Annotated in this window: 9 protein-coding genes; 4 read left to right on the top strand and 5 right to left on the bottom strand. The window is 58.8% G+C overall.

Annotation, left to right across the window (positions count from 1 at the left end; translation table 11 throughout):
* Window positions 1-8: 8 nt before the first annotated feature.
* The 5 genes from lepB to BQ7483_RS17770 all read right to left on the bottom strand — a co-directional run bounded on the left by lepB (window position 9) and on the right by BQ7483_RS17770 (window position 4,501).
* The gene (gene lepB / locus BQ7483_RS14490; RefSeq protein ID WP_072546375.1) at window positions 9-929 is read right to left on the bottom strand and encodes a signal peptidase I; all 921 of its coding nucleotides are present in this window, start codon (window positions 927-929) and stop codon (window positions 9-11) included.
* Between the two features lie 21 nt (window positions 930-950).
* Complete coding sequence (locus tag BQ7483_RS14485; RefSeq protein WP_072546374.1) at window positions 951-2,435, bottom strand: S26 family signal peptidase; 1,485 nt, start codon at window positions 2,433-2,435, stop codon at window positions 951-953.
* A 16-nt stretch (window positions 2,436-2,451) separates the two neighbouring features.
* Complete coding sequence (gene dapB, locus BQ7483_RS14480) at window positions 2,452-3,213, bottom strand: 4-hydroxy-tetrahydrodipicolinate reductase (RefSeq protein WP_072546373.1); 762 nt, start codon at window positions 3,211-3,213, stop codon at window positions 2,452-2,454.
* A 498-nt stretch (window positions 3,214-3,711) separates the two neighbouring features.
* Window positions 3,712-4,305, bottom strand: coding sequence for a hypothetical protein (locus BQ7483_RS14475; protein ID WP_072546372.1), 594 nt, complete (start codon window positions 4,303-4,305; stop codon window positions 3,712-3,714).
* A gap of 19 nt (window positions 4,306-4,324) precedes the next feature.
* Window positions 4,325-4,501 (bottom strand): hypothetical protein, encoded by a 177-nt coding sequence (locus BQ7483_RS17770; protein WP_022021587.1) that lies wholly within the window; start codon window positions 4,499-4,501, stop codon window positions 4,325-4,327.
* 463 nt (window positions 4,502-4,964) lie between these two features.
* Here BQ7483_RS17770 and BQ7483_RS14470 point away from each other — a divergent pair, with 463 nt between their 5' ends.
* From BQ7483_RS14470 to BQ7483_RS14455, 4 genes are all read left to right on the top strand, one after another.
* Complete coding sequence (locus tag BQ7483_RS14470) at window positions 4,965-5,672, top strand: sensor histidine kinase (RefSeq protein WP_456085464.1); 708 nt, start codon at window positions 4,965-4,967, stop codon at window positions 5,670-5,672.
* Between the two features lie 18 nt (window positions 5,673-5,690).
* A complete protein-coding gene (locus BQ7483_RS14465; RefSeq protein WP_072546370.1) occupies window positions 5,691-6,908 on the top strand; it encodes a DUF2851 family protein in 1,218 nt (405 codons plus the stop codon).
* 179 nt (window positions 6,909-7,087) lie between these two features.
* Window positions 7,088-10,174 carry a chondroitinase family polysaccharide lyase gene (locus BQ7483_RS14460; protein ID WP_072546369.1) on the top strand — a complete coding sequence of 1,029 codons (3,087 nt, stop codon included), beginning with the start codon at window positions 7,088-7,090 and terminating at the stop codon, window positions 10,172-10,174.
* A gap of 202 nt (window positions 10,175-10,376) precedes the next feature.
* Window positions 10,377-12,197: an alpha-L-fucosidase gene (locus BQ7483_RS14455; protein WP_072546368.1), complete on the top strand. Its 1,821-nt coding sequence runs from the start codon at window positions 10,377-10,379 to the stop codon at window positions 12,195-12,197.
* The last annotated feature ends 7 nt before the right edge of the window (window positions 12,198-12,204 follow it).

Below are 12,204 nucleotides of genomic sequence, written 5' to 3'. Positions count from 1 at the left end.
TCTTGTTGTTATCGCACCGCCTTGCCGATCCTGTCCCAGCGCATGCCGCTTTCCTTGTCGCGCGAGAACCAGATGACGGAAGCCCTCCCGATAAGGTGGTCTTCGGGCACGAAGCCGAAGAGGCGCGAATCCGACACGTTGGCCGCGTTGTTCGAGGCCACCCAGTAGTAGTCTTTTGTGAAGACACAGTGCTGCACGGGGCGGCCGTCCACGTAGAGGGTGTCGTTTTGTATCTTGGCGTTGCGGTGCTCGTGCAGCACCAGCGTGTTGCACAGCAGCACGCGGTTCCACGGATAGACGCGCACGGCGCGGCCCTTTTTCGGCACGATGAGGGCGCGGGCCTCCTGCAGGGAGTCGGGGCGAGCGGCAGGCTGTATCCAGCAGTGTCCGTAGAGGGCTTGCTCCAGCAGGTAGTATTCGTAGCGGCTGAAGCTGCGCAGGTAGTGGAGCGAGTCTTCGCCCATCCGCTCGGCGTGGCGGATGGAGAGCGTGGCCAGCAGCGTGTCCAGCTGGCGTTCCTTGGCCTTGGGGTAGGCGTAGACGAACTTCTGGTCGGGGGCATACTGCTCGCAGGGCAGGGCGGTGAAGAAGGAATCGACCAGCAGCGTGTCGCCCGGCAGGCCGATGCAGCGGCTGATGAAGACTTCACGTCGGCGGATGTCTGCCAGCCGGTTGGCTGGGTTGTTGAAGACGAGGATGTCTTCCTTGCCGACGTCGCAATCTCCCCAACGGTGGTAGCCCCACAGGTTCATGAAGGGCAGGCGCAGCCCGTAGCTCCACTTGTTCACCAGGATGCGTTCGCCCTGGTAGAGCGAGTTCTCCATGCCGGCCGAAGGAATCAGGTAGGAGGTAGCCACACACGAGCGGAGCAGCACCACGATGAGCGCTACTCCTGCTATAGTCAGTATGATTCTTCCCGCCTTCTTCATGGGGTCTGTTCTCCGTTCAGCTTAGCCTACCCACTTGAACAGGCGGCTCCAGCGTATCTTGCCGTCCAGCCAGCCGCGGTCCTTGTCCAGCGAGAGCCATACGACGAGCGGTTTGCCCACCACGTGGTCCTCGGGCACGAAGCCCCAGTAGCGCGAGTCGGCCGAGTTGTGGCGGTTGTCACCCATCATCCAGTAGTAGTCCATCTGGAAGGTATAGGTGTCGGTCTTCTGGCCGTTGATGTAGAGGCCGTCGGGGCGGCGTTCCAGCTTGTTGCCCTCGTAGGCCGTGATGCAGCGCTCGTAGATGGGCAGGTTGTCGTCCGTCAGGGTGATGGTGGCTCCCTTGGCGGGTATCCAGATGGGGCCGTAGTTGTTGCGGTCCCACTTCGTATAGAGGTTCTGCGGATACATCTGTCCGGCAAAGCTCTCGGGTTCCATGGCGACGCGGCTGATGAGCTTCTTGTTGCCTTCGAGGGCTTGGCGCATGGCCTGCGTCAGCGGCAGGTGATAGACGGGAGCCAGACGGCCCTGTGCGTCGCGGCGGTCGAAGCCCATGGCCTCCAGTTTGGCCTCCCAGCCCGGATCGTTGTTCATCAGCCACTGGTCGTCCTTGCTGATGCCCAGCTCGCGGAAGAGGTTTTCGGGGATGAGCGGGCCGGTGGTCTGCACGAAGTAGTTGAACTGCAGTCCTTCGGGGTTCTCGATGGCCTGGCCGTCGATATATACCTGTCCCTCCTTGATCTGGAGCGTGTCGCCCGGCAGGCCCACGCAGCGCTTCACGTAGTTCTCGCGGCGGTCAACGGGGCGGGTGATGACCTTGCCATACATCTGCGGGTTGGACAGGATGAGGTTGCGTCCTGCCGCATAGTAGAGGTCATAGACGGCCCGCTGCTGCTGGCGCGTCAGGCTGTCCATGTTGACCTGCTTCGGATAGACGCGCTGCCCTTCGCTGTAGGCCAGGCTGTAGAAGTCGGTCTGCTGGAAGTTGGTGGCCACGGTGTCACCTGCGGGGAAGTTGAACACCACGATGTCGTTCAGCTTCACCCGTCCGAAGCCCGGCACGCGCTTGTATTTCCACTGCGGCCACTCGATGTACGACTTGCAGTTGAACACGGGCAGTGTGTGCTGGGCCAGCGGCATGGAGAGCGGCGTGTTGGGCACGCGCGGTCCGTAGCTCACCTTGCTCACATAGAGGAAGTCGCCCACAAGCAGCGATTTCTCCAGGGACGACGACGGTATCTGATAGTTCTGGAAGAGGTAGATGTTGACGAAATAGACGGCCACCAGGGCGAACACGATGGCGTCCACCCAGCTCATGACGCCGCGCACGGCAGCGTTCTCGGACTTCCTCCACCAGCTCCAGGGTATCTTCTTGGTGATGTAGATGTCATAGATGAAAGGTACGACCACCAGTCCCCACCAGCTCCTGACCCACAGGAGGAAGAGCAGGTAGAGTAGCGTGACGATGCCGAACTTGATCCATTGTTTGCGTGATACTTGTTTCATGGCTTGCTATGCTTGTTTATTTCAGAAACGGGAATAAGTCGCCCATCCCCAGGAAGCCTTCGTGCGTGGCTGTATATTCGGCGGCCAGCACGGCGCCCAGGGCAAAGCCGCTGCGGTTCTTGGCGTCGTGGGTGATGGTGATGCTGTCGGCCTCGGAGTCGTAGCGGATGCTGTGGATGCCCGGCACTTCGCCCAGGCGGATGGAGCTGACAGGCAGTTCGTCGGCGGCGCAGGCGGTGGTGCCCGTCACGGTGCCGTCGGGCGCCTGGAGCGTGCCCTTCACCCAACGCGACTTGCGGTCGAGGTTCTCGAGGATGCCTTCGGCCAGGGTGATGGCGGTGCCGCTCGGTGCGTCCAGCTTGTGGATGTGGTGCGTCTCGCTCATGCTGACGTCGTAGCCGGGGAACTGGTTCATAATCTTGGCCAGGTACTTGTTGACGGCCGAGAAGATGGCCACGCCCAGGCTGAAGTTGCTCGACCAGAACAGCGTCCGTCCGCCTTCGGTGCAGAGGCGGCGCACTTCCTCGCCGTGCTCTTCCGTCCAGCCCGTGCTGCCCGACACGAGCTTCACGCCCGCCTCGAACGTCTTCATGTAGTTGCCGTAGGCAGCCTTGGGGTTGGTGAACTCAATGGCCACATCGGCCGAGCGGAAGGCTTCGGACTGGAAGTCTTCCTGGTTGTCGATGTCGATGATGCAGACAATTTCGTGTCCGCGGCTACGGGCAATGCGTTCTATTTCCTTGCCCATCTTGCCATAACCGATCAGTGCTATTTTCATTGTTCTCTGTTTTCTTATTATATTAATGTGTGCAAATATAGTGCAAACCGAGAGAAGTACAAAAGCGAAAACGTAGTTTTCAGCTTTTTACTTCCGAGGTGCCGCCTATCTTATTCAAAGATAGGACTTTTCTGACGCAAACAGCCTTCATTATCGACTTGTTAACAATAACGGGGTGGGAGCGTGTCTGCCGTTATGCTCCTTTCTTGCTGAATATTCCTGACAAACGGAGGCTTCATCCGAAGGAAGAAAGGCTTGCCGGCGTCGAGCTGTGCCTTTTCTGTCGAAAACGACTAATCTACTGATAATCAGTATCCGATTTTTCAGGTGCTATTCCTGAAAAACCTGAATACATTTCAGGTCCGTACCTGAAGACCTTTCAGTCCCTACCTGAAGACCCTTCAGGTACTACCTGAAAGCCTTTCAGGTAGTACCTGAAAAACACCTGAAAACGGGGCTTCGGAAAGCTTGGTTGCCTTTCTTGACAAACAGGCAGCTCTATTTCGTGTAGTTGCGTCGGATGACGGTGCCTTGGGACGTGTTTTTCCCCGGTCGGAACAAATCCTCGTCGTCGAAGGGGCGCAGCTTGTACCACATCATGAAGTCGGACGAGCAGCACAGCAGGCTTATGATGCCGAAGATGTAGGCCGTGGCATTGCCGGTGCAGAAGCCGTGCAGCACGGGCAGCAGGCCCATCAGGATGCCGGGCAGGAGCAACAACAGGCGGTAATGCTTCAAGGGAACGGGACGGGTGGGGGCGAGGCCGATGGATTTCCAGTCGCAGGCCCAGCGGAGGCCTTTCAGGCTGCGTCCGTTGATGAAGTATCCCAGCAGGCTGTATAGCAGGATGTAAAGACCGACTACGGGAAGAATCAGCCAGAAGATGCTTCTTCCCCAGTGCAGCCCGATGTAGTGGCCCAGGTTGTAAAGGGAGAATTCTTCCCAAATGTAGATGTAGAGGGCCGAGCTGGCGAACATGACCAGCAGGTAGGACACGACGACGTAAACGGTGATTCGTCCCGGGTTGATTTTGACTTCCATGCCGTCCGGTTGCGAGGCGGGGTTCTGATTGGGTTGTGCAGTTGTTTCCATAAAGCGTGAATGATAGGATTCAATAAAAGATGGCCATATATTTTCCGATATAGTAGCCCGCTGCGAAGCAGACGATGAAGCTTGCCAGCCCGACGGCTGCCAGGACGAGGATTTTTTTGACGGGGTCGTTACCCGTCAGCGACTCCGTTTCTTTCGCGAGGAAGCGGGTCATGCGGTTCTTGAAAGTTGTTTCCATTGTGACATTTGTTTTCTGGTTGACGTTGCAAAGATAAGTCCTCTCAGGTAAACGGAAGGTTAACGTTACGTTATCTTTACGTTAACGGAGTTGGAGGGAAAGGGAAAAGAAGTTACTTTTGTAGCGGTAAGCGGTGAGTGGTTAGCGGTTGGTACCTGCACTCACCGCTAACCGTTANCGCTTCCGGCTGGACACGGTGCAGCTGGCGGGCGACTCGGCCGTGGTGCTCCGCTCCGCCCTGCGCTACTTCGACGACTACGAACGGGAGCTGGAGCATCGGCGCACGTTCGTCATCCCGCTGGACAGCCTGCAAGGCGTGCGGGCCCGCCTTCTCAACCTTCGTGCCGAAACCGTCGGGTCGCAGCTCTACTACCTGCTGGGCACGGTGGCAGGCTTCTTCCTGTTGGCTTTCGGCATCTTCAAGCAGGTGGACATCATCCAGCGGCAAGATAAATTGTCGCAGATGCGTGAGGACTTCTCCTACGCCATGGTGCACGACATGAAGACACCCATCAGCACCCTGCTGATGGCGGCGAGGAACCTGCGCAGTGGCCGCCTGGACAACAAGCCCGAACGCAAGCGCGAGCACTTCGACCTGCTGGAGCGGGAGAGCCTGCATCTGCTGGACCTGACCAACCGGGTGCTCACCCTCTCGAAGATGGAGCATCACCAGCTGCTGCTCACCAAGGACTGGCATCCCCTGCGTCCCGCCGTGGACGACCTGATACAGGTGTTCGAGGCAAAGGCCACGAAGCCCGTCACCTTCCATACCGACCTGCAGGCGGGGGAAGTCTATGCCGACATGGAATTCCTGAAGGAAGCCCTCTCCAACCTGATAGACAACGCCCTGAAATACTCCAAGGACACGGTGGAGGTGCGCATCGCCTCGTGTCAGGAGGGTGATTTCATCCGCATCAGTGTCCGCGACAACGGCATCGGCATCCCTCTTTCGGCCCAGCGCACCATCTTCGACAAGTTCGAACGTGTGCTGCCCCGCGACGACGGCAGCGGGCAGAAGAAGGTTTCCGGCTTCGGCCTCGGCCTGAACTACGTGATGAACGTGGCTCGCGAGCACGGTGGTTACGTCAGCGTAGAGAGCGTGCAGGGGCGTTTCAGCGAGTTCACCCTATCGCTGCCTCTCCCGCAGGACCCACTCATCACTCACCGCTAACCACTAACCGCTACAGATATGGAACACCTTTTACATTACCTTTGGAAACACAAGATTTTCCCCTTGCAGGAACTGCGCACTACCGACGGCCAGCAGGTGGAGGTCATTGACCCCGGCCTGCCCAACACCGATGCGGGCCCCGACTTCTTCAACGCCAAGCTGAAGTTGAACGGCATCCTGTGGGTGGGCAACGTGGAGCTGCACGACCGCTNCGGGCCCCCCTCCCCCTTCTCCCCCCGCCACGCCCACCCCCCCCCCCGGCCCGCCCTGCCCTCCCCCGCCGACGTGGCCCGCCGCTACGACGAACTGCGCCGTTCGGAGATTCATCCGCCCTGCTACTCCATCCTGTCCTCCCTGCCCAAGCTGACGGTACACTCCTGGCTCTCGGCCCTGCAGGTGGAGCGCTTCGAACGGAAGGCGCGCGACATCCGTGCCCGTCTCGACGCCTACGGCAACCATTGGGAAGACGTGTTCTTCGTCACCCTGGCCCGCAACTACGGCTTCGGGCTGAACAGCGACGCTTTCGAGGCCTGGGCGCGGCTCGTCCCCTTCCGTGCCGTGGACAAGCACCGCGACAACCTCTTTCAGGTGGAAGCCTTCTTCCTCGGCATGGCCGGCCTGCTGGACGAGGAGCGGCCCGACTATGGTGATTATTACCTCCGCCTCCAGAAGGAGTATCGCTACCTGCGGCAGAAGTTCAGCCTGCCCGCTCCGCTGGACCCTTCGCGCTGGAGGCTCCTGCGCCAGCGTCCCGGCGGCTTCCCCTATGTACGCCTGGCCCAGCTGGCCGACCTCTACCATCGCGGGCAGACGCTATTCTCGCGGGTGATGGAGGCCCGCACGGCCGACGAGCTGCGCCAACTGCTGGCCGTGGGCACCTCTTCCTATTGGGAGGAGCATTTCACCTTCGGCAAGACTTCCGTCCGTCAGCCCAAGCAGATGGGCCGCGGTGCGCTCGACCTGGTCATCATCAACACCGTCGTTCCCTTCCTCTATGCCTACGGGCAGCACCGGCAGGAAGAAAGCCTCTGCGAGCGGGCCACAGCCCTGCTGGAAACCCTGAAGGCCGAGAACAACTACATCACGCGGATGTGGAGCGGGGCCGGCCTGCCCGTCTCGACCGCTGCCGACTCGCAGGCCATCATCCAGCTCCAGAAGGAGTATTGCGACCGCAAGGACTGCCTCCGCTGCCGCTTCGGCTACGAGTACCTGAAGCGGAAGGGAGGAAAAGGATAGCGGTTAGTGGTTAGTGGTTAGTGATGAGCTGTAAGCATCTTTATGATACTAACCGCTCACCACTAACCACTATTTTGTCATTGTTTTGTACGATTTTGCCTGTCGGTTTGCCGGGAATGTCGTTTCTTCGTGACCGAATGAAGACGACATTGCAACAACCTTAAATAAACCAACAGAATATGACGCATTTCAACAAATGGACCCGCGGCGCGGCTGCGCTTCTGGGACTTTTTCTGGCCTCGCAGGCAGAGGCACAGGTCGTGAAGAACGAGCGTCTGCTCTCCTTTGAAGACGGAGCAGTACCGGCATACATGGTGGTGGATGGCGGCTCCCGTCTGGCCATCAACGACGAGCACTATAAGGACGGCCTTCACAGCCTCGGCTGGGAGTATGGACCGGGCGACGTACTCAGCGTGAAGAAAGACCTGATGTTCGAGAAGAAAGACCCTACGGGCAAGGACACTTATCTGTCTGCCTTCATCGTGTGGGTATACAACGAGCAGGCTCAGGACAAGCAGATACGCTTTGAATTCCTGAAGGACGGCAAACTTTGCACTTCCTTCCCCTTTGGTATCAACTTCACAGGCTGGCGTGCCGCGTGGGTGTGCTACGAACGCGACATGCAGGGCGTGCCCGAAGAAGGCATGAACGAACTGCGCATCGTGGCCCCCGACGTCCGGGGCAAGCTCTGCTTCGACCACATCGTCACGGCCAGCAAGGTGGATGCCCGCCAGCAGACGGCCGACGTGCAGGTGCCTTTCGTCAACAAGGGCACGACGAACCACTGGCTCGTCATCTACGAGCACTCCCTCTGGAAGCCCGAAATCGCCCTGACGCCTCTCGACGACCGGCAGAAGGCCGACATCAAGCGGATGGAAACCCGCTTCCGCGACATGCTCTACACGCCCGGCAAGCTGACCGACAAGGAGATGCAGGCCATCCGCCAGGCGTATGACTTCTATCAGGTTACCTACAAGAACGGCAAGGTGAGCGGTCTGCCCATCTTCATGGTGCGTCAGGCCGAGGCCTACGAACGCATGATACCCGGCTGGGACAAGGACATGTTTACCAAGCTGGGCATGGAGATGAACAATTATTTCAACCTGATGAAGCGCATCGCCACTGCCTATCTGAACGCCAAGGACGACACGCTGCGCGACGAGTTGCGGCAGAAGTTCCTGGCCATGTACGACCACATCACCGACCAGGGCGTGGCTTACGGCAGCTGCTGGGGCAACATCCACCACTACGGTTACAGCATGCGCGGCCTCTACGTGGCCTACTTCCTGATGAAGGACGTGCTGCGCGAGGCGGGCAAACTGTCCGAGGCCGAACGTACGCTGCGCTGGTATGCCATCACCAACGAAGTTTACCCCATGCCTAAAGTGAACGGCATCGACATCGACTCCTTCAACACCCAGACACAGGGACGCATGGCCAGCATCCTCATCATGGAAGACTCGCCCGAGAAGGTGCAGTACCTGCGTTCCTTCTCCCGCTGGCTCGACTACGGCTGCCGTCCGGCCGACGGGCTGATGGGCTCCTTCAAGAGCGACGGCGCCTGCTTCCACCATTGCAACAACTATCCTGCCTATGCAGTGGGAGGCCTGGACGGTGCCACCAACATGATTTACCTGCTGAGCGGCACGCAGTTCCGGGTATCCGAACTGGCTCACCAGACGGTGAAGAAGGCCCTGCTCACCATGCGCTTCTATTGCAACACCCGCCAGTGGTCGCTCTCCATGTCGGGTCGCCATCCCAACGGCAAAGGGCAGCTCATCCCCGTACAGTATGCCACAATGGCCCTTGCCGGTACCCCCGACGGTCGTCAGCCCTACGACGCCGACATGGCTGCCGCCTACCTCCGCCTGATGGAGTATACCGGCCGGGTGAACGAAAACGATCCCGACTACCTGCCCCGCACATCGAGCAAAAAGGAACAGCGGCTGAAACAGGAACTGGAGGCGCAGGGTTTCCGTCCCGAAACCGATCCGCAGGGCAACCTGGCCTTGGGCTACGGATGCGTCAGCGTGCAGCGTCGCGACAACTGGGCGGCCGTGGTACGCGGCCATTCGCGCTACCTCTGGGCGGCCGAACACTACCTGGACGCCAACTTCTACGGCCGCTACCTGGCCCACGGCAGCATGCAGATTCTGACGGGAAAGCCCGATGAAATGGTAACTTTCACCACCAGCGGCTGGCAGGAAGCCGGCTTCGACTGGAACCGCATACCGGGTGTCACCAGCATCCACCTGCCTTTCGACCAGTTGCGTGCCAACGTCCTGAACGTAGACATCTATTCGGGCATGGAAGAGATGCTCTATTCCGACGAAGCCTTTGCCGGCGGACTCTCGCAGAGCGGTGAAAACGGCAATTTCGGCATGAAGCTGCACGAGCACGACAAGTACAACGGCTCCCTGCGTGCCCGCAAGTCCTACCACTTCCTGGACGGCACCATCGTCTGCCTCGGCTCGGACATCGAAAACACGAACGCCGACTATCCGACAGAAACCACCGTCTTCCAGCTGGCGGCCACTACGCCCGAGTTCCGCAACTATTGGGAGGCCTATCAGGACAACGGCACCACCTATCTCGACCCCAACGGCGTGGGCTATTATCTGCCGAAGACAACGATGAAATCGGCCAAATTTGAAAAGAACTTCCCGCAGACCACCGTGGGCGAACGCAGTGTGAAGCCCACGACGGGCGACTGGGTATCGCTCATCCTGCAGCACGGCAAAGCCCCGAAAGGCGCGTCCTACGAATATGTTGTCCTGCCCCGTACCGATGCCGGCGCGCTGAAGCAGTTTGCCCGCAAGCCCGGCTATCAGGTGCTCCAGCAGGACCGCAACGCCCACATCGTGCGTACGGCCGACGGCAGGCTGACTTCCTACGTGCTCTTCGAGACACCCCGGTCTCTGCCCAAGGACGGACTGGTGCAGGCCGCCGATACCTCCTGCCTGGTGATGGTACGGCAGGAAGGCGATCACGTTTGTCTCACCGTGGCCCAGCCCGACCTGGCCCTCTACAGCGGCCCCAGCGATGAGGCTTTCGACGAGCAGGGCAAGCGTAAGGAACGCAGCATCTACTCCCGCCCGTGGATTGGCAACAAAAGTCAGGAAATCCCCTTGACCTTGACCTTGAAAGGCCGCTGGCAGGTGGACGAAACGCCGTTCTGTCAAGTCGTTTCCATTGACAAGAAACGGACCGTCCTCCGCTTCGCCTGCAAGGATGCCGCCAGCTTCGACGTGAAGCTGAAGCGTTAAGCACCGCTGGATTGGATTTTTTTACTTTATAAAAGCCTGCATGATGATTCGTCCTTTTAAGGAAAATCGTGCAGGCTTTTCTTGTTTTTGTCGCTTGAGGAGGTATTTCATGACAATTTAATTGTAAAACAATGCCTTTTCTTTTGTCTCTCCGCTCAGCTTTCATTATATTTGTCGCAAATAATGTTTAACCCCGAGTCTTATGAAATTAAAATCATTTCTTGTGACGTGTCTGTTGGGTGTGTTTCCGCTGTGGGGACAGGCCCAGCAGGATGCGGAAGTGTATGTGAAGCATGTACAATTTCCTGAGCATGCGACGTTGGAACAAAAAGTGTCAATGGCTGCCCGGTTGGTTCCCTCTCCCCAGCAGTTGGAGTGGCAGCAGATGGAGCTGACGGCTTTCCTGCATTTTGGAATCAATACGTTTACCGACAGGGAATGGGGCGACGGAAAGGAAGATCCCGCCCTGTTCAATCCTACCGACCTGGATGCTGAACAATGGGTGCGTACCCTGAAGGAAGCCGGCTTCAAGATGGTGCTGCTCACGGCCAAGCATCACGACGGTTTCTGCCTGTGGCCCACCAAGACCACGAAACATTCGGTTGCCTCTTCTCCCTGGAAGGACGGAAAGGGTGACGTGGTGAAGGAACTGCGCGACGCCTGTACGAAGTATGACATGAAGTTCGGTGTGTACCTCTCTCCCTGGGACCGCAATGCCGAGTGCTATGGCGATTCTCCCCGCTACAACGAATTTTTTATCGAACAGCTGACCGAGCTGCTGACCAACTATGGCGAAGTGCACGAAGTGTGGTTTGACGGTGCCAATGGCGAAGGCCCCAACGGAAAGAAGCAGGTGTACGACTGGGATGCCTTCTACAAGACCATCCAGCGCCTGCAACCCAAGGCCGTGATGGCCATCATGGGCGACGACGTCCGCTGGGTAGGCAACGAACGGGGCCTGGGTCGTGAAACGGAGTGGAGCGCCACCGTATTGGCTCCCGGCATCTATGCCCGCTCCGAAGCGAGCAACAAGCGGCTGGGCGTTTATAGTCAGGCAAAGGACCTGGGCAGCCGCGAGATGCTGAAGAATGCCACCGAGCTGTTCTGGTATCCTTCGGAGGTCGACGTTTCCATCCGTCCGGGCTGGTTCTGGCATGAGAGTGAAAACGGCAAGGTGAAGAGTCTGAAGCACCTGGCCGACATCTATTTCCAGTCGGTGGGCTATAACTCCGTGCTGTTGCTGAACATCCCGCCCGACCGTCGCGGCCACATTCATGAGGCCGACGTGGCCCGCTTGAAAGAGTTTGCGGCCTATCGTCAGCAGGCGTTTGCCGACAATCGGGTGAAGAAGGGACAGAAGATGTGGGATGCCGCATCGGGCGACCAGCGAGTGTACAAGCTGAAGCCTTCGTCGAAGATCAATGTAGTCCTGCTGCAGGAAGACATCGCACGCGGACAGCGCGTGGAGAGCTTCCGCGTGGAGGGTCGCGTAGGCGGGCAGTGGCAACTGCTGGGCGAAGGTACGACGGTGGGCTACAAGCGCATGCTCCGCTTCCCCGAGGTAGAGGCCGAGGCACTGCGCATCACGATTGGAAGCAGCCGTCTCGAAGCGCACATCAGCAACGTGGCTGCCTACTATGCTCCCGATGTGGAAGAGCAGCAGGCATCGTCGCAATGGAACGACCTGTCCCGCGACTCGTGGAAGAAAGTGTCTGCCCAGCCGCTTGTCATTGACCTGGGCAAGGACGTGACCTTGAAGGGCTTTACCTATGCGCCCCTCAACGAGCAGGCCAAGCCGACCATGGCCTACCGCTACAAGTTCTATGTCAGCATGGACGGAAAGGCGTGGACCGAAGTATCGGCCAACGGCGAGTTCAGCAACATCATGCACAACCCGTTGCCGCAGACCGTCAAGTTTGCCCAGCCGCAGAAGGCCCGTTTCATCAAGCTCGACGCCACGACTCCCGATGCCGCTCCGGCCGTAGTAGAGCTGGAAGAGGTCGGTGTATCTTTAGTGAAATAGAAATGAC

It is taken from the genome of Mediterranea massiliensis (genome assembly GCF_900128475.1).
Lineage (GTDB): Bacteria > Bacteroidota > Bacteroidia > Bacteroidales > Bacteroidaceae > Bacteroides > Bacteroides massiliensis_E.
Note: the sequence above shows the minus strand (reverse complement) of the source record. Positions and strands in the feature narration are given on the sequence as shown.

Excerpts from the sequence above, each read along its gene's own strand:
- BQ7483_RS14470 (WP_456085464.1), top strand. The coding sequence starts at position 4,965 with ATGCGTGAGGACTTCTCCTACGCCATGGTGCACGACATGAAGACACCC.
- BQ7483_RS14455 (WP_072546368.1), top strand. The coding sequence starts at position 10,377 with ATGAAATTAAAATCATTTCTTGTGACGTGTCTGTTGGGTGTGTTTCCG.
- BQ7483_RS14475 (WP_072546372.1), bottom strand. The coding sequence starts at position 4,305 with ATGGAAACAACTGCACAACCCAATCAGAACCCCGCCTCGCAACCGGAC.
- BQ7483_RS17770 (WP_022021587.1), bottom strand. The coding sequence starts at position 4,501 with ATGGAAACAACTTTCAAGAACCGCATGACCCGCTTCCTCGCGAAAGAA.
- dapB (WP_072546373.1), bottom strand. The coding sequence starts at position 3,213 with ATGAAAATAGCACTGATCGGTTATGGCAAGATGGGCAAGGAAATAGAA.
- BQ7483_RS14460 (WP_072546369.1), top strand. The coding sequence starts at position 7,088 with ATGACGCATTTCAACAAATGGACCCGCGGCGCGGCTGCGCTTCTGGGA.
- lepB (WP_072546375.1), bottom strand. The coding sequence starts at position 929 with ATGAAGAAGGCGGGAAGAATCATACTGACTATAGCAGGAGTAGCGCTC.
- BQ7483_RS14485 (WP_072546374.1), bottom strand. The coding sequence starts at position 2,435 with ATGAAACAAGTATCACGCAAACAATGGATCAAGTTCGGCATCGTCACG.